The sequence below is a fragment of the Actinomyces viscosus genome, assembly GCF_900637975.1.
GTDB classification, from domain to species: domain Bacteria; phylum Actinomycetota; class Actinomycetes; order Actinomycetales; family Actinomycetaceae; genus Actinomyces; species Actinomyces viscosus.
In genome coordinates, this window is sequence record NZ_LR134477.1 from 2,011,267 (window position 1) to 2,031,322 (window position 20,056).

Below are 20,056 nucleotides of genomic sequence, written 5' to 3' on the forward strand. Positions count from 1 at the left end.
GCCGGCCCCATCCTGATGACCCACGGTGTGTCCGCGATGCCCGGCAGACCTCCGCAAGCCGGTTTAAGAGTCCCGAATAGATGTCACACCCCTGGGGCACCATCGGTTCATGAGTTCCTCACCCGTCCTTCTTCCCGTCCTGCTGCTCCTCATTGGCCTGGTGATCGGGGTGGCGATCGGCTATATCGGTGCGATCGCCCGGCGTACCACCGCGCACCGGTCGGACGGCGAGCAGCTGGCGGAGCTGCGGGCGCAGGCCGCCCAGTGGCAGGCCCGGGCCGAGGAGCTGTCCACACGTACCCAGGTGGCCGAGGAGCGCGCCGAGCGGGACGGCTCAGTGCTGCGGGCCCTGGCACCGGTACGCAGCCAGCTCGAGCAGGTGGGGTCCCGGGTGGAGTCCCTGGAGAAGCAGCGCGCCGAGCAGCACGCGGCCCTGGCCGAGCAGCTGCGGGCCACCGCCCTGCGCGAGCAGGACCTGGCGCGTTCCGCCGCCTCCCTGGAGGGGGCGCTGCGCTCGCGCTCGGCCCGCGGCATGTGGGGAGAGGTCGAGCTGGCCCGCGTCCTGGAGGCCTCCGGGATGATGCGGCACGTGGACTTCTCCGAGCAGCGCACCATCGGCGCCCTGGTCCAGCGGCGCGGTGGGCTGGGAGCCGCGACTGACTCCGCTGACGGTGCTGCTGGTCGGTCCCGACCCGACGTCGTCGTCCATCTGCCGGGGGACGGGTACCTGGCCGTGGACGCCAAGGCCCCCATGAACTCCTACCTGGCGGCCACGGCGGTCCAGGGCGCCTCCCCCGAGGCCGAGGACCGACGCCGCGAGCTCCTGGACGCGCACGCTAAGGCACTGCGCGGGCACGTCGACCAGCTCGCCGCGCGCCGCTACGACCGGGCGCTGGGGGACTCCCCCGAGCTCGTGGTGCTCTTCGTGCCGGCCGAGGCCGTGCTCTCGGCCGCCCTGGAGACCGACCCCGCGCTCCTGGAGCACGCGCTGGGGCACGGCGTCGCCCTGGCCTCACCGGTATCGCTGCTGACCCTGCTGCGCACGTGCGCCACGGCCTGGGCGCGCACCGCCATCAACGACGACGCTCGCGAGCTGCTCGCGCTCGGGCGCACCCTCTACGAGCGGCTGGGGACCGTGGCCGGCCACCTCGATGCCCTGGGCGGGGCGCTGCGGCGGGGCGTGACCGCCTACAACAAGGCGGTCGGCTCCATGGAGAACCGGCTGCTGGTGACCGCCCGGTCCCTGGAGACCCTCGGCGAGCAGGTCGACTCCCCCGCGCTCATCGGCGCCGACGCCGCCCAGGTGCGCACCTTCACCGCACCCGAGTTCACCGCCCCCGTCTCCGAAGGGCAGGACCACCTCACGAATCCGTAACGCACGCCATATTCCAATTCCGTGACGATCGACGCTTCCATGGCGTCTATCAGGGAGCGTTGTCTCCGGTCTCATGACGAGTTGCCACGCTGCCAGAACGTATCAACGTCCACATGAGACCTGAGTTGGCTCATTTAGTGTCGTGGTGGATGTTGTTGAGGGCTTGGATGAGGTCGGGTGGGAGTGGGTCGGCGGCTGTGAGGGTGTGTCCGGTGATGTTGATGGTGATGGTGCGGTAGCGGCGGGCGGTGGTGATCAGGCGTCTGATGGACCAGCCGGTGGTGTTCTCCAGCCATCGGGCCATGGCCAGGGCGGCGGTGACGATGGTCAGGTGGGCCTCGATGGACTGGCGCAGGTGGTGGTAGATGGGGCGTGCTCTCAGGTCGGACTTGGACATGCGGAAGGACTTCTCGATGTTGTACAGGCGGTGGTAGGCACCGATGACCGTCTCGGGGTCGGGGTTGGGCAGGTTGGTGACGTATCCCTTCCACCCGGCCAGGGTCCGGGCCCGTGTCTCCAGGTCGCGGTTGATGCTCCTGGTGGCGCCGGACAGGTGCACGAAGCGGTTGCGTTTGACGGGGATCTTTCCTGCGACGGCTTTCTCGGCCTTGGCGACCTGGGTGTCGATCCCGTGTAGCGTGCGTCGGGCCCTGTCGGCGCTGTAGCGGTAGTAGATGGTCTCGTCACGGCGCTGGTCGCTGGCTCCGGCGGGCCAGGGCTGGGTCAGGGTCAGCCCGTCGGGGACGTCCTGGTCGGGGTGGTTGTCGTGCCAGGAGCTGATCACGTGGGGGACGCGTGAGGTGCGTGAGCCCAGCACGTAAGACAGGCCGGCTGCCTCCAGGGCCTGCTTGTTGGCGGCGCTGATCATCCCGGCGTCGGCGACGACCACCACGTCGTCGAGGTTGTAGGCGTTCATGAAGTCGTTGATCGTCGGGATCATGGTGGCGGTCTCGGCCTTGTTGCCCTCAAAGGCCTCGGCCCGTAGAGGGAACCCGGTCTCGTCGGTGAGCAGCCCTACCGTGATCTGCGGCTCCAGGCGTCTTTCCTTCGAGAAGCCCGGCTCGCGGAAACCGTCGGCCTTGTCGGTCTCGAAGTACAGGGTCGTCACGTCGAACAGGACCAGCGAGGCCCGGTCGATGCGGGCGCGTCCGGCCAGCAGGCGCGACAGGCCCCGGGTGAACTCCTCAGCGGCGTAGCGGGGCAGATGACGCTTGACCGTGGCGTAGGACACCGGCGTCAGACCTGCCTCGGCCAGGACCCGCAGGGAGCCCTGCTTGCTGGTCGGCTCGATCAGCCTGGCGGTAACGAGCTGGCGGAAGACCTCGTCAGCACCACCGAGCCCGTCCAGGCCCACTGCCTTCCAAGCCGCTTCCAGCGTCTCCAGGAGCACTCCCATCCGGTTGGAGGTGATCGGCGCTACGCGCCCGGCCCCAGCCAGCGCCTGCGGTCCCTTTCCCCCGACGTCCGCACCGTTCAGGCCCGGCAGGTCAAGGCCGAGCTGGCCAGCGTTGAGACGCTGCCTGGCGACCTCCTTAAGCGCCGCCAGCTCAGCATCGTCATGGGCTGAGCCGATGTGCTCGATGCTGCGGGCTCCTTTGCGGGAGGAGTACACGATCTGCACCGCACGGGCCCCCGACGCCGTCCTGACCGCGCGAACGTACGGACTCATACCCCCACGTTAGTGCGCACCCCCACCCACGCAACCCGCACAATCCCAACCACAACCACACCCCCAGCGACCCAACCACCCCGCAATGAGCCAAGTCAGGTCACCGCACCCGAGTTCACCGCCCCCGTCTCCGAAGGGCAGGACCACCTCACGAATCCGTAACGCACGCCATATTCCAATTCCGTGACGATCGACGCTTCCATGGCGTCTATCAGGGAGCGTTGTCTCCGGTCTCATGACGAGTTGCCACGCTGCCAGAACGTATCAACGTCCACATGAGACATACTCCCGCCTCCGTCTCATCGGACCCTCTCGAAGGAAGACACCATGCTGTCAATCATCGGAATGATCATCGCCGGTGCCGTCATCGGCGCCCTCGCCCGGCTCATCATGCGGGGAGAGCAGAACATCTCGGTGCTGTGGACCATCGCGCTGGGCGCCGTCGGCGCGCTCATCGGAAGCGCAGTCGCCGGCTTCTTCGGCGTCGCCCACACTCCTGGGGTCGACTGGATCAAGTGGGCCACATCCGTGGTCGCCGCCATCATCGCGATCTCCATCTACCTGAGCGTCACCGGCCGGAAGTAGGCTCCATAGCCCGGCACTCGCCGGCCGGTGGCCGGTCAGCGGCGCTCGTGGACGACGACACCGGAGACGTCGGCGTCCTCCAGGCGTACCGCGCGCGAACCGGACACCAGCCGGTGACCCAGCCAGATCGCCCCGAAGACCGGCAGGCCGATGTAGGAGGAGAGCACCTCCAGCAGCTGCCCCTTGAAGACGGCCTCATAGTTCTGCCCCAGGATCACCAGGGCGCACAGGATGAAGGCGAGGATCGGCCCCAGCGGGAACCAGGGCGCCCGGTAGGGCAGGTCGGCCGGGTCGTTGCCCTGGAGCACGTAGGCGCGCCGGAAGCGGAAGTGGCACACGGCGATCCCCAGCCACACGATGAAGCCGCACAGGGCCGAGACGTTGAGCAGCCACGTGTAGGCGGTGTCCTGCCCCACCACGGCGGTGAGGAAGCCGGCCGCCCCCACCAGCGCCGTCGCCCCCAGGGCCCGCACCGGGACCCCGTGGCGGTTGACGTAGGAGAACCAGGCCGGTGCCTGGCCCTGGAGGGCCATCGAGTGCAGCATGCGGGTCGAGGCGTACAGGCCGGAGTTGCCGGCACTGAGCACCGCGGTGAGGATGACGGCGTTCATGAGAGCCGCCGCGATCCCGATGCCCGCCCGCTCGAAGACCAGGGTGAAGGGTGAGTAGGAGATGTCGGAGGTGTCCGAGCGCAGCAGGTTCGGGTCGGTGTAGGGCACCAGGAAGCCGATGACCGAGATCGCGCCGATGTAGAAGATCATGATCCGCCAGAACACCGTGTGGATCGCCTTGGGCACGTCACGGCGCGGGTCGCGGGCCTCGCCGGCCGCCACGCCCACCAGCTCGGTTCCCTGGAAGGAGAAGCCGGCCACCATGAACACCGACACGATCGCCAGCATCCCGCCGTGGAAGGGCGCGTCCCCGGTGGTCCAGTTGCCGAAGCCGGCGGGCCCGCCGCCGATGACGCCCAGGATCATCGCCACGCCCGCGATGAGGAAGACGACGACCGTGACCACCTTGATGGCCGACAGCCAGAACTCCCCCTCCCCGAAGGCGCGGGCCGACAGGGCGTTGAGGGTCGTCAGCAGCGACAGGAACAGCGCCGCCCAGATCCACGGGGGCACCCCCGGCAGCCAGTAGGCCATGACGATCCCGGCGGCCACCAGTTCGGCCGCCACCGTGATCGCCCAGTTGAACCAGTAGTTCCAGCCCATGGCGAAGCCGAAGGAGGGGCTGACGAACCGGGTGGCGTAGGTCTGGAAGGAGCCGGCCACCGGCATGTGCGCGGTCATCTCCCCCAGGGACTGCATGAGGAGGAGCACCATGAGGCCGATCGCCGCGTAGGCCACCAGGGCGCCACCCGGCCCGGCCGTGGAGACCGTGGCCCCCGAGGCCACGAACAGCCCCGTGCCGATGGCACCTCCGATGGCGATCATCTGCATGTGCCGGTTGGTCAGGCTGCGCTGCAGCCCGCTGCTCTCCTCCAGAGCCTCGTTGGAGACCTGCCCGGAGGCATCGGGGACCAGCGAGTCGGCGGCGGCGCTGGGAGCGGGATCGGCGGCGCCGGCAGTACCGTCCGTGGCGTCGGACCGGCGCCCCGGCTCGGCGGGTGCGCGGCCGCCGGCGGCCGCCCCGTCATGATCGTCATGGGAGTGTGTCACCCAACCGAGGGTAATGGCTGGGCGCGCAACCCGGTGTTCACCTTGTCCCGTCTCACGCGTTCCGAGATGTGCTGACGGTCTCAGCCACGACGGGACCGACCGCCGTCGGGAGCCGCCCGGAGTCAGCGGGTGTGGCCGGCGGCAGGCTCGCGGCGCTTGTGCGTGGCCGGAGCGCCCTGGGCGGCCATGAGGTCGGCACGCAGGTTCTTGGGCAGGGAGAAGGAGATCTTCTCCGTGGTGGTGCGCACCTCCTCGACGTCGTCGAACCCGAACTCGGCCAGGCGCTCGATCACCTCGCGCACGAGGATCTCCGGCACCGAGGCGCCCGAGGTCAGGCCGATCGTCTCCACGCCGTCGAGCCAGGCCGGGTCGATCTCGCTGGCGAAGTCCACCCGGTGGGAGGCGCCGGCCCCGGCCTCCAGGGCCACCTCCTTGAGGCGCACCGAGTTCGAGGAGTTGCCCGAGCCGACCACGAGCATGAGGTCGACCTGCGGGGCGATCTGCTTGACCGCGCCCTGACGGTTCTGGGTGGCGTAGCAGATGTCCTCGCCGGGCGGGTCGATCATCTCCGGGAAGCGCTCGCGCAGCAGGCGCACCGTCTCCAGGGTCTCGTCCACGCTCAGGGTGGTCTGGCTGATCCACACGACCTTGGAGGGGTCGCGCACCTCGACCTGGTCCACCTCGTGGGGGCCGTTGACGACCTGGATGTTGTCCGGGGCCTCGCCCTGGGTGCCCTCAACCTCCTCGTGGCCGATGTGGCCCACCAGGATGATGTCGTAGTCCTTGGAGGCGAAGCGCACCGCCTGCTTGTGCACCTTGGTCACCAGCGGGCAGGTCGCGTCGATCGTGGCCAGCCGGCGCTCGGCGGCCTCGGCGTGGACGGCCGGGGAGACGCCGTGGGCGGAGAAGACGACGCGCGCGCCCACCGGCACCTCGTCGGTCTCGGAGACGAAGATGGCGCCACGCCGGGAGAGGGCCTCCACGACGAACTTGTTGTGGACGATCTCCTTGCGCACGTAGATCGGCGCCCCGTAGTGGGCCAGGGCCTGCTCGACGGCGTCGACGGCGCGGTCCACGCCGGCGCAGTAGCCGCGCGGGGCGGCCATGAGGATCCGCTTACCGCCCTTGCTGCGGCCCTTGGCAGTGGCCTCGCCGTCCTGCGGGGCGTCCCCGGAGCCGGCCTCGGGCGCGGTGGCGTCGGTGTGCTCGCTGGCGAGCTCGATGGTCGTCACGGCCACCACTGTGCCACAGTAGGACCCAGGTCCCCAGTGGCAGACGTGGCACAGTGGTGCATGTGACAGGCCAGAGCCCCACCCAGCCCAGCCCGCAGTCCTCCCCCGCCGGCGGCCCCGTGCCCGGGACGGCGCCCGGCCCCACCGCCGACGGGAGCCCCCAGGAGCTGGCGCCGCGCGCGAACCTCACCACCGCCGAGAACCCGTGGCCGCTGCGGCTGCTGTCCTCCAAGATCGACCAGTACGTCGCCCGCATGAGCCAGGTGTGGGCGGAGGGCCAGATCATCCAGCTCAACCGCCGCCCCGGCGCGGGCATGGCCTTCCTCACCCTGCGGGACACGGACGCCGACGTCTCCATGTCGGTGGCGATCTACGCGCGCGTCCTGGACGCCGTCCTGGCCCGCACCGGCGCCGAGCTGAGCGAGGGCGCCCGCGTCGTCATCCGAGCCAAGCCCACCTTCTGGACCAGGCGCGGCTCCCTGCAGCTCCAGGCCGACGACATCCGGCCCGTCGGCGTCGGCGACCTGCTGGCGCGCATCGAGCAGCTGCGCCGCATCCTGGCCGCCGAGGGCCTGTTCGACGCCGAGCGCAAGCAGCCCCTGCCCTTCCTGCCGCGCAAGGTGGGGCTCGTGTGCGGCCGCCAGGCCAAGGCCAAGGACGACGTGCTGGTCAACGCCCGCCTGCGCTGGCCGGGGCTGCCCTTCGAGATCCGGGAGGTCGCCGTCCAGGGGGCGCGCGCCGTCGGCGAGGTCACCCGCGCCATCCAGGAGCTCGACGCCGATCCCGAGATCGACGTCATCGTCGTGGCCCGCGGGGGCGGCGCCGTCGAGGACCTGCTGCCCTTCTCCGACGAGGGGCTCGTGCGCGCCGCGTCCGCCTGCCGCACGCCGCTGGTCTCGGCGATCGGCCACGAGACCGACTGCCCCCTGCTGGACCTGGTGGCCGACTACCGGGCCTCCACCCCCACCGACGCCGCCCGCCGGATCGTGCCCGACCTCGCCCAGGAGACCGTCGGCCTGGACTCGGCCCGCGAGCGCCTGCGCGCCGTGCTCACCTCGCGCCTGGACGCCGAGCAGGCGGCGCTGGACCAGCTGCGGGCCCGGCCGGTCATGGCCAACCCCACCTCGATCGTGCGCGACCGGATCGTCGAGCTGGGTCAGGCCCGCGACCGGATGCGCCGGGCCGTCAGCCACCGCCTGTCGCTGGCGGCCGCGGACCTGCGCGCCGACCACGCCCGCCTGACGGCCCTGTCGCCGCAGGGCGTCCTGGACCGCGGCTACACGATCCTGCGCACCCCCGGCGGCAAGGTCATCACCAGCGCCGAGGACGTCAAGAAGGGCGACCTCATCGAGGGCGTGCTGGCCTCAGGGCGGCTCGTCGCCCAGGTCGTCGGCGCCACCAAGCCGCGGCCGACCAACATCGACTGAGCAGGCCGACTACTGGGCACTGCCTCCGGGGCCCGCGCCCGTCGTCGGCATCCGAGCGCCCGACAAGCGCCCGACGTCACCGCGGACGCACCATCGGGCTCGCGGGCGGCCCCTTGAGGGTCAGTCGTCGGGGCCTACGGTGCGTCCGCGCGCTTCAGACGGGCTCCGGTCAGCTGTGGCGGGCCGCCCGGAGCCTGCGGCACAGACGACGGCGACCGGGACTGCGGCCACGACGAAGACGGCCGAGGCGACGACAACCGCCTGGTGGAAGCCGGTGAGGACATCGCCCGCGGCGATCATGCTGCCCAGGACCGCCACGCCGACGACGCTGCCGGTCTGCCTCGCCGCGTTAACAACGCTTCCAGCGACTCCGGTGTAGCCCGTCGGTGCGGAGGCCACCGCAGCCGCGGTCGCCGCAGGCATGGTCAGCGCGGTACCGAAACCACCCAGGAAGGTCAGCGCCGCAACGACCGGGTACGGCGTCGAGGCAGTAGTGAGAACGAGTCCGCAGAAGCCGGCCGCCCCGATGAGCAGTCCGATCAGCATCGTGGGAAACGCTCCGATCCTGGCTGTCACCCTTCCTCCCAGTGGGGACGCGACGACGGCGCTGCACGCCTGCGGCGCCAGGGCCAGGCCTGCGAGCCACGGCTCGTAGCCCAGGTAGCGCTGCAGGAACAGGGACAGGACGAAGAGCTGGCCGAAGAAGCCGGTGTTGAGCGCTAACCCAACCGTGGTGGCCACAGCAAACCGCGGTCGGGAGAACACCGCCGTCGGCAGCATCGGTCGGCTCACGATGCGCTCGACCATCACGAAGACCATCAGCAGAACGAGACCGACAAGGACCGAGGCGACAACGGACAGGCTCCAGCCACTCTCACCCGCGGCGATAACTCCGTAGGTGGCAGCGGCGAGCCCCACGACGGAGAGAACCTGACCGGGCAGGTCACTACCTCCTCGGAGCCGCACCGAATGCGTCGTCGGACTGGGCACGCAACGGGCGGTGAGCCACGCGGTGATCGCGATGAGGGGCAGGTTCACCCAGAACACGAACCGCCAGCCGGTCCAGGTGACGAGCAGGCCTCCGGCCACCGGGCCGACGGCCGCGGCGATTCCTCCTGCTCCTCCCCACAGGCCGATGGCTCGGGCCCGGTCGGCGGGACGATCGTGGATGAGGGACAGGATCGCCAGTGAGGCCGGAACGATGGCGGCGGCACCGACTCCCTGCAGCGCCCGGGAGGCGATGAGCACCCCACCGGTGGGGGCCAGGGCGCAGGCCACCGAGAGCAGGCCGAACACCACCAGGCCGAGCAGGTGGACGCTCCTGGCGCCAACCCGGTCGCAGGCCGAGCCTGCCGACAGCTGCAGAGCGGCGAAGGTGAGGGCATAGGCGTCGACGACCCACTGCAAGGACGTGACCGCCGCACCGAGGTCCGCACCAATCTGCGACAGCGCCACGTTGACGACTGTCGTGTCGAGCATGACGATGAAGAACCCGAGCAGCGCCGCGATGAGTGCGTCGTGCCGTCGGTGTCCGCTCATGAGGAGCTCCTTATCATCCTGGGTCCCATCCGGCGTCGTCCTTCAGCCGTCACCGTTCGCCGCCGGCTCCTGGCAGGTTAGGGCGGTTCTCGTTCGGTCCGGACCGAACCGGTGCGGGCGCATACTGGCTGCATGCCATGGCTGCCCGATCGTCTCTTTCCCGAGGCGGTTCCCGATATCGCCGGTACGGCTGCGGCGCTCGCAGACCCGTCCCGGGCGGCCATGTGCGCGGCGCTCATGAACGGACTGGCCTGGACGGTGGGCGAGCTCGGCTCGTACGCGGGGATCGCGCGGTCGACGGCCAGTGAGCACATCGACGTGCTCGCGGCACGAGGAATCGTCACCAAGGTCCGTCAGGGACGGCACTGCTACGTCCTGCTTGCGGGAGCCGAGGCGGCCCGGATCATCGAAGGGCTGGGGGCGATGGCGACATCGACGCTGCCAACAGCGCGTAGTCTCAACGCCTGGACGGCGAACAGGCAGCTGCTCGCGGCGCGCACCTGCTACCACCACCTGGCGGGGAGGCTCGGCGTGGGGCTGGCCGAGCAGCTCCAGGAGTACGGATACCTGAACGCCTCGTGGCAGCTGACCGACCGCGGGGAGGCTCTTCTGGTGGCCTGGGGACTGCCGGAGCCACGTCGCGCTCCTGGGGAAGCGTGCCTGGACTCCACTGAACGGCGGTTCCATCTCGGTGGCCGGTTGGGGGCAGCGTTGACCGACCTTCTCTTCCACCAGGACTGGATCTCACGCATCGGGAAGAGTCGGGCCGTCGCCCTCACAGAGGCGGGCCGCGAGGCACTGATGCAGGCGGGTCTGGGGGCCGTCCTTGCACGCCTCGATGAGAGCTCCCCCTCTGACAACGGGTAAACGCGGGCCCATGCGTCACCGCGGACGCACCATCGGGCTCGCGGGCGGCCCCTTGAGGGTCAGTCGTCGGGGCCTACGGTGCGTCCGCGCGATCCAGGTGGTCACCGGGCAGCAATCGGGCGGCAGTGACGGGCCGCTTGACCCGGATTTTGTCCGTATGGGACGACTTTGAAGCCCCAGCGGCCAGGAGCCGCCACGGCAAAACGCTCTGACCAGCACACATGCAAACACGCCTCAACGAGAGCGTCGTCAAAGTCGTCCCTCCTGGACATTTCTCGCCCCGCAGACGCCAGCCCACCCGCTCGGCGCCCGAACACAGCCTCTCGGTATCTTCTAACAGTCTTGGCTCGCCAGCCCACCCGCTCGGCGCCCGAACCGGCCCGTGCGAGAATCGAGGCGTGAGCTCCGAGATGAACCCCGGCCCGTACTCCGACCAGTACCCAGACGAGTACTCAACCCAGAACAGCCCTTACTCAGGGGCGTCGGCATCGTCGGCGTCCTCCGGCGACCGTGCCTCCGGCGCCAATGAGGACGTCGCCTCGCTCAGCTACGAGCGGGCCCGCGAGGAGCTGGTGGCCGTCGTGCAGCGCCTCGAGGCGGGCTCCGTCCCTCTGGAGGACTCCCTGGCCCTGTGGGAGCGCGGCGAAGCCCTGGCCCAGCGCTGCCAGACCTGGCTCGATGACGCCCGCGCCCGCCTGGCCGCGGTCGCACAGGACGACTCCGACGACTGACAGGAACTGACAGAGACCGACAAGGACGAGACACGCCCGGAGAGCAGCGCAGGGTCGGTAGTCTGTCCGCATCCGCCCGCCCGCCTCCTCCGGCCCCATCGACTAGCTCGCCGATCACCTCCGGGAGGACCGCGCCGCCGCGGCCTCCTCTGATGACCATCCCCCAGTCCGTCCAAGCTTCTTCATCTCTCGCCCCCGTCTCACCTCAACCCACAGCCACCGGACCCCGGTCCCGCACAAAGGAGTCACCCATGACCGCACCTGGCCGTCAAGGATCCGCCCTCGTCATCGGCGAGGCCCTGGTCGACGTCGTCATCCACCCCGGGCAGAAGCCCGTGGACATCCCCGGCGGCTCGCCCGCCAACGTCGCCCTGGGGCTGGCGCGCCTGGGCCGCGACGCCGAGCTGCACTGCTGGATCGGCACCGACGAGCGCGGCAGGGCGGTGCGCGCCCACCTGGAGGCCTCCGGGGTCCGGCTGGCTCCGGGCTCCGACGGCGCCGCGCGCACCTCGACGGCGCAGGCCACCATCGGTGAGGACCGAGCCGCCACCTATGTCTTCGACCTGGACTGGAACCCGCCGCGCCCCGCACTGGCCGACGGCGCCGCGCCGCTGCTGGTCCACACCGGGTCGATCGCCGCGATCCTCTCCCCCGGCGCCGCCACCGTGGAGCAGGTGCTGCGCGAGACCCGCGCCACCTCCACCATCGCCTACGACCCCAACGCCCGCCCCCAGCTCATGGGCGAGCCGGAGGACGCCCGCCAGATCGTTGAGCGCCTCGTGGGCCTGTCCGACCTGGTCAAGTGCTCGGACGAGGACATCGCCTGGCTCTACGGCGAGGACGCGTACCTGGAGACGGTGCTGCGCTCCTGGCTGGAGAAGGGCGCGGCCGTCGTGGTCGTCACGCGCGGCAAGGACGGCGCCCTGGCCCTGTCCGCCTCCGGGGTGCGCCTGGAGGTGCCCGCCGACCCGAGCGTCGTCGTGGCCGACACGGTCGGCGCCGGCGACTCCTTCATGGGCGGTCTGGAGGACGCCCTGTGGAGCGAGGACCTCGTGGGCGCGGACCGGCGCGAGGCGCTGCGCGCGGTGGACGCCGAGACCCTGGAGCGGATCGTGCGCCATGCCGCGGCCATCGCCGACATCACGGTCTCACGGGCCGGGGCCAACCCGCCCACCCGCGACGAGCTGGCCTGAGGCCGATCTCCCGCCTGCTCGGCGGGGACATTCCACACGTCCGGGTGCGTCCACGAACTCGGCGGGGACATCTCACGCCGTCGGGTGCAGGATTTCTGTCCCCGACGGCGTCGAACGTCCCCGCCCACGAGAGACTGTCCCCGCCGGTGGAACGGCGCTGGGGCAGGCTCAGCGCAGGATCGCGGCGGCGAGCAGGACCACGGGCACGAATCCGGCGGTCGTCAGCAGGACCGCGTCACGGGCCAGGTCCTTGCCCACCCCGTAGCGCGAGGCGTACATGAACACGTTCTGCGCGGTGGGCAGGGCGGCGGTGACGACCGGGACGAGCAGCTGCGCCCCGCCGAGGCCTGCGGCCAGCCCGACGACGACGGCCAGCCCCGGCATGACGGCCAGCTTCCAGGCCACGGCCAGCCACAGTCCGCTGCGCCTGTTCATGCTTTGCCCCGGCCGGTCCGACTCGGGGTCCTGGAGCGGCTTGGGCGCCCCGGCCAGGCTCATGCCCAGGGCCAGCATCATGAGCGGCACCGCGACGCGCCCGAGCATCTCCAGGCCCTGGGCCGGGTAGCCCCCGCACCAGTCCTCCAGGTTCACCCCGACCAGGTTCGCGGCGGTCCCGGCCACGACGCCCCACAGCAGCGGGTTGCGCAGCGGAACGGTCAGGGTCGCCAGGCGTGACGGGTTGCCTCGGCGGGTGACGGCGTCGAGCACGGTGAAGGTGACGGGGGTCAGTACGAGGAGCTGGAGCAGGAGGATCGGGGCGATCGTGGCCGCATCCCCCAGGACGAGGACGGCCACCGGGATCCCCAGGTTCGCGGCATTGACGTAGCCGGAGGCCAACGCCCCGATCGTGGCCTCAGCGGTGGCGTGCCGCAGCACGAGGCGGTGCAGGCACCAGGCGGAGACGATGGCGGCGAGCTCCGCGGCCACGGCCACGGCGGTGGCCCGTGAGACGACGGCGGTGAGGTCGGCCCGGCTCAAGGTGGTCACGAGCAGCACCGGCGTGGCGGCGAAGAAGCAGACGCGGGTGAGGACCCCGTCGGCGTCGGCGGGCACGGCCCGGGTGCGCACCAGCAGCCAGCCGACGGCGATGACAGCGCCGAAGACGGCCAGCCCCGCCACGACGTCGGCCATAGCCACCCCCTGTCATCAGCCGTCCTGACAGCGATGATAGTTCGAAGACAGGAGGGAGGGCCGCCCGGTCTCGAGTTCGTAGGGTAGGTCGCGCGTTCGAGGGGTAGAGGGTACGACCGCGCGCCTTACCCTACGACCGCGCGGGCGAGGAGCGGCCGGAGGAGCGGCAGCAGGGACCGCTAGCCGACCGGTTCGAGGTCCACCCAGGTGCCGACGTGGTCGGAGATGATGAAGGAGGCCGTCCCCCATTCCACGGCGCGCAGCAGCGGGCCTCCACCCCCTTCCGAGCCTGCGGCGGCTGCGGCGGCCACGGCCGCCTCGTCCGACAGCGGCAGGCCGTCGGGGCCGGTGGGCCACAGGTCGGTCAGGACGTGGTCGATGCGCCGCGTGGGGCCGGCGGCGGGGAAGGTGAGCCCCTCCCCCACGGTTCGTCCCAGCCCCAGGGCACCGACCTGCTCGGCGCTGAGGTTGTAGTCGCCCACGAGCAGGTGCGGTCCGGGCAGCCCCGCCAGCGCCCCCCAGGCGGCGGCGAGCTGGCGAGCGGCCATGGAGCCGCGGGTCGCCAGGTGCGTGGAGGCGACCGACAGCTGTCGGACCGGGCCGCCGACCTCCTCGGGCAGGTCGAGGGTGGCGGCCACCATGACGCGGTGGGAGGCGGTGGACACGTGGTAGGAGCGCGGGTCCCAGGCGCGCTCGCCGCGCTTCTCGACGCTGGAGGCCCCGCGCCCCAGGCGCTTGACGTGCCAGCCGGCGGCCGGGAAGCGGGAGATGAGGGCGTTGCCGTAGCCGATCGGCCCGGCCCCGACGGCGGCGCGCAGCAGCCCGAAGACGTCGTCGGTCGGCGAGCTCAGCGCGCTGCGCAGCGGACGGCGGCGCAGGCCCACGACCGGCCCCGCGTAGCTGGCGGCGAAGCGGCAGGTGGGCATCCCCAGCTCCTCGGCCAGGAAGGCGGCCTGGTTCAGGCGCCCGGAGCGGGCCTGGCCCAGGTCCACCTCCTGGAGGGCGACGACGTCGGGGGCCAGCTCGGCGATCTGCTCGGCCGTGGCCCGCATGACGGCGCGGGCGGTGGCCGGGTCGGAGATGTCGGCGCCGGCCAGCGAGCCGGTGGCGGCGCTGCCGTCCCCGGCCCCGGCGCCGGGCAGACCGTGCTGGAGGTTGAGACTCAGGACCCGGATCATGCTCATTCCTCCTCGAAGGTGAGGCTGACGGAGTTCATGCAGTAGCGCTGACCGGTGGGGGTCTGGGGGGCGTCGTCGAAGACGTGGCCCAGGTGGCTGCCGCAGGTGGCGCAACGGACCTCGGTGCGCACCATGCCGTGGGAGGTGTCGGTGCTCAGGGTGACCGCCTCAAGGCTGGAGGGGTCGTAGAAGGAGGGCCACCCGCAGTGGGAGTCGAACTTGGTGGTGGAGCGGAACAGCTCGGCGCCGCAGCCGCGGCAGCGGTAGACGCCCTCGCGGTGCTCGTCGAGCAGGGCCCCGGTGAAGGGCCGCTCGGTACCGGCCTCGCGCAGCACGTGGTACTCCATGGGGCTCAGGGCCGCACGCCACTGCGCGTCGGTGCGCGCCGCGGCCTCCAGGTCGAGGGCCGGGGCGGAGGGCGTGGAGGTGGGCGTCGTGGACGGTTCGCCGCTCGTGTTGGTGCTCATGGGCTCATCGTGCCCGCCCGACGGCGCCGGGCGAACCGCGTTCACGCAGCGAAAACGCACCCATCCGGCGGGCTGTCGGCAACGTAGCGGGGGTCCGACGGCGGCCGGCCGCACCCCAGACGGCTCTGTCAGCCCGCCGGTCCGGGTCAGCGCGGGCCCAGGCCCCCGCGCCGGGCGCGGTGCAGCAGGGAGCGCCCCATGGCTCGCCCGAGGGTGACGGCGCGCCGGGCCCCCCGGCCATGAGCCGCGGTCTCCCCCTCGGCCTCGGTGGCCCCGGCGCCCTCGGCGTCGTCACCGGCCGACGTGCTGGAGGCGCTGTCGGCCTCGGCCTTCTGCTTGGCGACGATCTCCTGGGCCGTGCGGGCCACTTCCTCGGGGCTGAGGTCCTGGGTGACCTCGACCTGGTCGACCTCCACGCGCGTGCGCGGCAGGGCGTAGGGGGCCTCGCGCTGCAGCCAGGTGACCAGCTCCTCGCGCACGTAGGACTTGAGGGCGCCGACGTCGCCGGGGTTGGCCCCGGTCAGGACGACGCGCACGGTGACGTGGCCGCTGACGGCGTCGGAGACCTCCAGGGAGGCCTGCCTCCCGTCCCAGACGGTCGAGGCGGCCACGAGCCGGGCCAGCTCGGCGCGCATCGCGGCGATGGGGGCGCGCCAGTCCAGGTCCAGGGTGAAGGTGCCGGTGCTCTGGGAGCCGCCGCGCGTCCAGTTGGCGAAGGGGTTCTCGGTGAAGTGGGTCGAGGGCAGGATGAGGCGCCGCTCGTCCCAGGTCCGCATGACCACGTAGGTCAGGGTGATCTCCTCGATGGTGCCCTGCTCGTCGTCGACGACGACGATGTCGTCCACGCGGATGGCGTCGGTGGTGGCCAGCTGGAGCCCGGCGAAGACGTTGCCCAGCGTGGAGCGGGCGGCCATACCGGCGATGACCGAGGCCAGACCGGCCGAGGCGAGCAGCGAGCCCATGGCGAGCTGAACGCTGGGGAAGGTCATGATGGCGGCGACGAGCCCGGCGATGATGATGATCACCTGGGCGACGCGCCGGATGATCTGGCTCTGGGTGGTCACCCGGTTGGCGCGTCCTTGGTTCTCGCTGGCCTGGACGCCTTTGACGACGGTGGACTCGATGGCCTTGGCGAAGGCGACGACGAGCCAGGTCACCGAAAGGATGAGGGCGATGGTCACCCCGCGCTCGATGATGACCATCGTGGTCGAGTCTTCCTTGGTCTGTCGCAGCCCGGCCAGGGCGATCTGCGTGCCCAGGAAGGCGCCGGTCATGGCGCCGACGGCGTAGGCGGGCCGGCGCCCGAAGTCCACGATCTCGCGGTACAGGAGCCGGCGCCGGCCCATGAACCTGAGGATCGCCACGGCCACGACGGCGATCAGGATGCCGATGAGGGCACCGGCACCGGCCTGCCAGCCGATGGTGACGAGGTCGTTGGTCGTCTTGGTGACCGCCTTGACGGTCTCGTCAACGTTCACGGACGGCACTCCGGTGGGACCGGAGGTGGGCGTGGGAGTCGGGGAGGCAGAGGGATCCGCACTGGGGGTCGCGGGAGGCGTGGTGGCTGCAAACAGCATGAGGCCAGCCTAGGCAGCGGGGCTGTGCCCGGGCTGTGACGAACGACCGCGGGCGCGATCGCACACGCTGACAACCATCACCGAGGACAAGGACGACCGAGGGCATGAGGGAGGCCCGGAACCTGTAAGGTTCCGGGCCCCTCCTCTTGCCTCAGGGACTCGACGCCTCAGCCGACGTCGTCACCCAAGGTCTGGTCTGGCCTGCTCAGGTCAGGCGATGTGCTCATCGAACCAGGCGATGAGCTTCTCGGGGTGCTGGCCGAAGTAGTTGTAGACGTAGAAGCGCTGGTTGGAGTCCTCGACCCACAGCAGCTCCTTGGTCTTCGTCCCCAGCGCGTCGAAGATCTCCTGGCCGTCCTGCTCGCCGTGGACCAGGAAGTCCCGGCGCAGCTGGGCCATGAGCGTGGGCACCTTGACCGCGTGGGCGTGCGGCAGCGGCGTCTCCTCATCCAGACGGAAGCCGACGAGGTCGCGCAGGCGCTCGCTGAGCATCTGGGCGGCCTCGGCCGGGTCCTGCCCGATGTTCTCGGCTCCGCGCTCGATGAAGGTCTTGCCCGAGACCACGTTGAGGACGGCCAGGGCCTGCACGTCGGCGAACTCCTCGGGCCAGAAGTCCATGGCGATGATGGTGGAGTTGCCTCCCATGCAGCGGCTGAACAGGCCGAGCTTCATCGAGGCCAGCTCGGGGCGGCTGCGCACGTAGCGCAGCGAGCCGACGACGTCCCGGCACTCCAGCAGGCCCAGCCCGCTGATGACACCGTTGGCGTCACTGCTCAGGCCGCAGTTGCGCAGGTCGTAGGTGAGGATGTTGTAGCCGGCGTCGTGCAGGTGGCGCAGCTCGGGCAGGAAGTCCACCTCGAAGCCGCCGAACATGGTGTTCCACGGCTCCAGGTGGCCGGGGAAGCCGTACCGGTTGCAGGTCATGGGGTGGTTGACGATGAGGAGCCGGTCGGAGTCGGCGGGAATGAACCACGCCTCCAGGGGCGTGCCGTCCATGGAGGGGAAGAAGACGTCCTCGTACTCCATGCCGACGTCGCTGGGCCGCTTGATCACCGGGGTGCGGGCTCCGTGGGCGAACATCTGCGCGTACTGCTCGACGAGCGCGTCCAGGGCCTCCCGGCCCTCGGCGCCCGTGGGCGCCTGAGTGGGGTCGGGCTCGGGGACGTCGTTCTGCCCCAGGTCCTTGTCGACGTCGATCCGGTTGCCTTGAGAGTCAAAACCGATCATGGCGGTCATCTCCTGCGATCTTCTCAGTGGTGAAACATGGGCGGCTGAACCGATGGCGGACCAGCCGGGAGCGGGGAGAGGGCAGAGGGGAGCAGGCGGAGTGCCCGGCGACTCGAAGGCTCACATGAAGGACGGCTTGGGGCCGTCCGTGCCGGGCTTGTTGACGCCGAGGTTCGTGCGGGCGAAGCGCTGGGGCTCCTCCAGGGCCTCGACGACGACCGCGGCGACGCTGCGCCGGGAGACCTCCGTGCCCTTGAACTGCTCGTCGCGGCCGGTGGTCTCGTAGTCGAGCTCGTCGGCGTTGGTGAGCCAGGCCGGCCGCAGGATGGTGTAGTCGAGGTCGGAGGCCTCGATGACGTCGGCCGCCGCGCGGTAGCGGACCAGCTCCTGACCGATCATCGCGTCGTTCCAGGACTCGAAGGGCTCGGGCAGCTCGTGGTAGATCCCCAGGGAGGTGACGAACACCAGGGGCTTGATGCCGAGCTCGTCCATGACCGAGACGATCACGCGGGCCTGCTCGTCGACGGGTCCGGACAGGTTGGCGTAGACGGCGTCGGCTCCCCGCATCGCCTCAGTGAGCGCGGGGGCGTCGAGGACGTCGGCCTCGACCACGCTGGCTCCGGCAGATACAGAGGCCACTCGTGAGGCGCTGCGCACCACGAGGGCCAGCTCGTGCCCGCGCTCGGCCAGCATCTCGACGGCGTGGCGAGCGATCTGCCCGCCTGCGCCCAGAACCACGATCCTACTCATCAGCACTCCTTTGCAGTCTTCAACCACCGATTGGTTGGTCGACGTTTCACACTGACACACCGATCGGTCTCCAGCAAGCCGAGGTTATCGGGGGGGGGGGATTGCGATCCCCTGGATAAAAACAGACGGCCACGTACAGTGCTGATGTGACGAGCAATGCCGACAACCCGGTTCGCGATTTCCTCATGTCGCGTCGCGCGCAGGTGCAGCCCGAATCCGTTGGGCTGCCACGGGGACGCCGGCGTCGCGTCAGCGGCCTGCGCCGCGAGGAGGTCGCCTCCCTGGCCGGCATCAGTGCGGAGTACTACACGCAGATCGAGCGCGGAGAGGTCTCCCGGGTGTCCGACGACGTCCTCCAGGCTGTTGCCAACGCCATACGGCTCGACCCTGTCGAGACCGGGTACCTGATCTCCCTCGTGCACGGGGCCCGCCGCCCCGCGGGTCCCCCAGAGCCTGCGCAGCAGGTCGAACCGAGCCAGGCGCTCCCGCCCACCATACGAAGCATCATCGCCGGGATGTCGAGGGTGGCCGTGCTCGCCCTGTCCGGCTCGCTGGACATCGTCGCCGCCAACCCGCCGGGGAGAGCCCTTCACGCACCCGTTTTCGATCGCGCGCAGGAGCGCCCCAACCTCGCCAGGTTCATGTTCGAGGACCCGCAGTCCCGCAGCCTCTTTCCGGACTGGTCGCTGATAGCCGACGAGTGCGTGGCCATGCTGCGCCTGGAGACCAGCCGCTCCCCCGGCTCAGCCAGGCTCCGTGAGGTGGTCAACACGTTGACCGCCTCCGAGACCTTCGCCGCCCGCTGGCGGGATCACGACGTCACCCAGCACCACTCGGGGACGAAGCGCTTCAACCACCCTCAGGCCGGGCCCATGACGCTGCAGTTCCAGGCCCTGACGGCCCCGGGGATCGCAGACCTCACGCTGTACTGCTACACCCCGGTCGACGGGGACGAGCAGACGAGCCGGACCTTCGCGAGCCTCCTGGAGATCAGTGGCGCCCCGGACGAGCCCTAAGAGCTCCGAAGACTTGCGCCGGAACATGAGCGAAGGCCCGGAACCTTGTGGGTTCCGGGCCTCTCGCAGTGGCTCCGACCGGCGTCGATCCGGTGACCTTTCGATTTTCAGTCGAACGCTCTACCAACTGAGCTACAGAGCCTTGGGATGGAATCGGCCCGACCATTTCTGATCGGACCAACCCTTTCCGCGACCTCGACGGGACTTGAACCCGCGACCTCCGCCGTGACAGGGCGGCGCGCTAACCAACTGCGCCACGAGGCCAGTGTGAATTCACTGTGTTATTCACTTGTGCGAATCCGTACCCCCAACGGGATTCGAACCCGTGCTACCGCCGTGAAAGGGCGGGGTCCTAGGCCGCTAGACGATGGGGGCCAGGGGCCTTCGACGTCGTCGCGCCTCGAACCGGGATGAACACTAAGGGGACAGTC

17 protein-coding genes and 3 tRNA genes are annotated in these 20,056 nt (G+C 70.6%); 7 read left to right on the forward strand and 13 right to left on the reverse strand.

What is annotated here, in order from left to right; translation table 11 throughout:
- Nucleotides 1-109 precede the first annotated feature (109 nt).
- Complete coding sequence (locus EL340_RS08630; protein ID WP_126414258.1) at nucleotides 110-1,375, forward strand: DNA recombination protein RmuC; 1,266 nt, start codon at nucleotides 110-112, stop codon at nucleotides 1,373-1,375.
- A 130-nt stretch (nucleotides 1,376-1,505) separates the two neighbouring features.
- Here the strand turns inward: EL340_RS08630 and EL340_RS08635 are convergent, their stop codons facing one another.
- A complete protein-coding gene (locus tag EL340_RS08635) occupies nucleotides 1,506-3,044 on the reverse strand; it encodes an IS1634 family transposase (protein WP_126414259.1) in 1,539 nt (512 codons plus the stop codon).
- A gap of 327 nt (nucleotides 3,045-3,371) precedes the next feature.
- Here EL340_RS08635 and EL340_RS08640 point away from each other — a divergent pair, with 327 nt between their 5' ends.
- Nucleotides 3,372-3,629: a GlsB/YeaQ/YmgE family stress response membrane protein gene (locus EL340_RS08640; RefSeq protein ID WP_126414260.1), complete on the forward strand. Its 258-nt coding sequence runs from the start codon at nucleotides 3,372-3,374 to the stop codon at nucleotides 3,627-3,629.
- Nucleotides 3,630-3,664: 35 nt separating this feature from the next.
- Here EL340_RS08640 and EL340_RS08645 read toward each other — a convergent pair whose 3' ends face one another.
- Together EL340_RS08645 and EL340_RS08650 are read right to left on the reverse strand one after the other, a co-directional pair.
- The gene (locus EL340_RS08645; protein WP_126414261.1) at nucleotides 3,665-5,290 is read right to left on the reverse strand and encodes an amino acid permease; all 1,626 of its coding nucleotides are present in this window, start codon (nucleotides 5,288-5,290) and stop codon (nucleotides 3,665-3,667) included.
- 122 nt (nucleotides 5,291-5,412) lie between these two features.
- Nucleotides 5,413-6,531 (reverse strand): 4-hydroxy-3-methylbut-2-enyl diphosphate reductase, encoded by a 1,119-nt coding sequence (locus tag EL340_RS08650; RefSeq protein WP_126414262.1) that lies wholly within the window; start codon nucleotides 6,529-6,531, stop codon nucleotides 5,413-5,415.
- Between the two features lie 44 nt (nucleotides 6,532-6,575).
- Here EL340_RS08650 and xseA point away from each other — a divergent pair, with 44 nt between their 5' ends.
- Complete coding sequence (gene xseA, locus EL340_RS08655) at nucleotides 6,576-7,949, forward strand: exodeoxyribonuclease VII large subunit (protein ID WP_126414263.1); 1,374 nt, start codon at nucleotides 6,576-6,578, stop codon at nucleotides 7,947-7,949.
- A 120-nt stretch (nucleotides 7,950-8,069) separates the two neighbouring features.
- Here the strand turns inward: xseA and EL340_RS08660 are convergent, their stop codons facing one another.
- Nucleotides 8,070-9,488 carry an MFS transporter gene (locus EL340_RS08660; RefSeq protein ID WP_126414264.1) on the reverse strand — a complete coding sequence of 473 codons (1,419 nt, stop codon included), beginning with the start codon at nucleotides 9,486-9,488 and terminating at the stop codon, nucleotides 8,070-8,072.
- 132 nt (nucleotides 9,489-9,620) lie between these two features.
- Here EL340_RS08660 and EL340_RS08665 point away from each other — a divergent pair, with 132 nt between their 5' ends.
- The 3 genes from EL340_RS08665 (at nucleotide 9,621) to EL340_RS08675 (ending at nucleotide 12,279) form a co-directional block, all read left to right on the forward strand.
- A complete protein-coding gene (locus EL340_RS08665; protein WP_126414265.1) occupies nucleotides 9,621-10,355 on the forward strand; it encodes an ArsR/SmtB family transcription factor in 735 nt (244 codons plus the stop codon).
- A gap of 410 nt (nucleotides 10,356-10,765) precedes the next feature.
- The gene (locus EL340_RS08670; RefSeq protein WP_126415396.1) at nucleotides 10,766-11,086 is read left to right on the forward strand and encodes an exodeoxyribonuclease VII small subunit; all 321 of its coding nucleotides are present in this window, start codon (nucleotides 10,766-10,768) and stop codon (nucleotides 11,084-11,086) included.
- 251 nt (nucleotides 11,087-11,337) lie between these two features.
- Nucleotides 11,338-12,279 carry a carbohydrate kinase family protein gene (locus EL340_RS08675; RefSeq protein WP_126414266.1) on the forward strand — a complete coding sequence of 314 codons (942 nt, stop codon included), beginning with the start codon at nucleotides 11,338-11,340 and terminating at the stop codon, nucleotides 12,277-12,279.
- Between the two features lie 168 nt (nucleotides 12,280-12,447).
- Here EL340_RS08675 and EL340_RS08680 read toward each other — a convergent pair whose 3' ends face one another.
- The 6 genes from EL340_RS08680 to EL340_RS08705 all read right to left on the reverse strand — a co-directional run bounded on the left by EL340_RS08680 (nucleotide 12,448) and on the right by EL340_RS08705 (nucleotide 18,609).
- Nucleotides 12,448-13,410, reverse strand: coding sequence for an AEC family transporter (locus tag EL340_RS08680; protein WP_126414267.1), 963 nt, complete (start codon nucleotides 13,408-13,410; stop codon nucleotides 12,448-12,450).
- A 179-nt stretch (nucleotides 13,411-13,589) separates the two neighbouring features.
- Nucleotides 13,590-14,588, reverse strand: a complete 999-nt coding sequence (locus EL340_RS08685) for an endonuclease/exonuclease/phosphatase family protein (RefSeq protein ID WP_126415397.1) — start codon at nucleotides 14,586-14,588, stop codon at nucleotides 13,590-13,592.
- Nucleotides 14,589-14,590: 2 nt separating this feature from the next.
- Complete coding sequence (msrB, locus tag EL340_RS08690) at nucleotides 14,591-15,055, reverse strand: peptide-methionine (R)-S-oxide reductase MsrB (protein ID WP_126414268.1); 465 nt, start codon at nucleotides 15,053-15,055, stop codon at nucleotides 14,591-14,593.
- Nucleotides 15,056-15,201: 146 nt separating this feature from the next.
- Nucleotides 15,202-16,632 carry a mechanosensitive ion channel family protein gene (locus tag EL340_RS08695; RefSeq protein WP_126414269.1) on the reverse strand — a complete coding sequence of 477 codons (1,431 nt, stop codon included), beginning with the start codon at nucleotides 16,630-16,632 and terminating at the stop codon, nucleotides 15,202-15,204.
- 210 nt (nucleotides 16,633-16,842) lie between these two features.
- Nucleotides 16,843-17,868, reverse strand: coding sequence for an alpha/beta hydrolase family protein (locus EL340_RS08700; protein WP_197722289.1), 1,026 nt, complete (start codon nucleotides 17,866-17,868; stop codon nucleotides 16,843-16,845).
- 111 nt (nucleotides 17,869-17,979) lie between these two features.
- Nucleotides 17,980-18,609 carry an NAD(P)H-binding protein gene (locus EL340_RS08705; RefSeq protein ID WP_126414270.1) on the reverse strand — a complete coding sequence of 210 codons (630 nt, stop codon included), beginning with the start codon at nucleotides 18,607-18,609 and terminating at the stop codon, nucleotides 17,980-17,982.
- 146 nt (nucleotides 18,610-18,755) lie between these two features.
- On the opposite strand from EL340_RS08705, the gene EL340_RS08710 reads away from it, so the two are divergent.
- Nucleotides 18,756-19,625 (forward strand): helix-turn-helix domain-containing protein, encoded by an 870-nt coding sequence (locus tag EL340_RS08710; RefSeq protein ID WP_126414271.1) that lies wholly within the window; start codon nucleotides 18,756-18,758, stop codon nucleotides 19,623-19,625.
- A 69-nt stretch (nucleotides 19,626-19,694) separates the two neighbouring features.
- On the opposite strand, the gene EL340_RS08715 is transcribed toward EL340_RS08710, so the two are convergent.
- From EL340_RS08715 to EL340_RS08725, 3 genes are all read right to left on the reverse strand, one after another.
- A tRNA-Phe gene (locus EL340_RS08715) sits at nucleotides 19,695-19,767 on the reverse strand.
- A 48-nt stretch (nucleotides 19,768-19,815) separates the two neighbouring features.
- Nucleotides 19,816-19,889: transfer RNA gene (locus EL340_RS08720), tRNA-Asp, on the reverse strand.
- A 38-nt stretch (nucleotides 19,890-19,927) separates the two neighbouring features.
- A tRNA-Glu gene (locus EL340_RS08725) sits at nucleotides 19,928-20,000 on the reverse strand.
- Nucleotides 20,001-20,056 lie beyond the last annotated feature (56 nt).

Bases quoted from the DNA above. Each gene is read 5' to 3' on its own strand.
- EL340_RS08640 (WP_126414260.1), top strand. From the start codon at position 3,372: ATGCTGTCAATCATCGGAATGATCATCGCCGGTGCCGTCATCGGCGCC.
- EL340_RS08635 (WP_126414259.1), bottom strand. From the start codon at position 3,044: ATGAGTCCGTACGTTCGCGCGGTCAGGACGGCGTCGGGGGCCCGTGCG.
- EL340_RS08660 (WP_126414264.1), bottom strand. From the start codon at position 9,488: ATGAGCGGACACCGACGGCACGACGCACTCATCGCGGCGCTGCTCGGG.
- EL340_RS08705 (WP_126414270.1), bottom strand. From the start codon at position 18,609: ATGAGTAGGATCGTGGTTCTGGGCGCAGGCGGGCAGATCGCTCGCCAC.
- EL340_RS08670 (WP_126415396.1), top strand. From the start codon at position 10,766: ATGAACCCCGGCCCGTACTCCGACCAGTACCCAGACGAGTACTCAACC.
- EL340_RS08675 (WP_126414266.1), top strand. From the start codon at position 11,338: ATGACCGCACCTGGCCGTCAAGGATCCGCCCTCGTCATCGGCGAGGCC.
- EL340_RS08700 (WP_197722289.1), bottom strand. From the start codon at position 17,868: ATGACCGCCATGATCGGTTTTGACTCTCAAGGCAACCGGATCGACGTC.
- EL340_RS08630 (WP_126414258.1), top strand. From the start codon at position 110: ATGAGTTCCTCACCCGTCCTTCTTCCCGTCCTGCTGCTCCTCATTGGC.
- EL340_RS08695 (WP_126414269.1), bottom strand. From the start codon at position 16,632: ATGCTGTTTGCAGCCACCACGCCTCCCGCGACCCCCAGTGCGGATCCC.
- EL340_RS08685 (WP_126415397.1), bottom strand. From the start codon at position 14,588: ATGATCCGGGTCCTGAGTCTCAACCTCCAGCACGGTCTGCCCGGCGCC.
- EL340_RS08680 (WP_126414267.1), bottom strand. From the start codon at position 13,410: ATGGCCGACGTCGTGGCGGGGCTGGCCGTCTTCGGCGCTGTCATCGCC.
- EL340_RS08665 (WP_126414265.1), top strand. From the start codon at position 9,621: ATGCCATGGCTGCCCGATCGTCTCTTTCCCGAGGCGGTTCCCGATATC.
- msrB (WP_126414268.1), bottom strand. From the start codon at position 15,055: ATGAGCACCAACACGAGCGGCGAACCGTCCACGACGCCCACCTCCACG.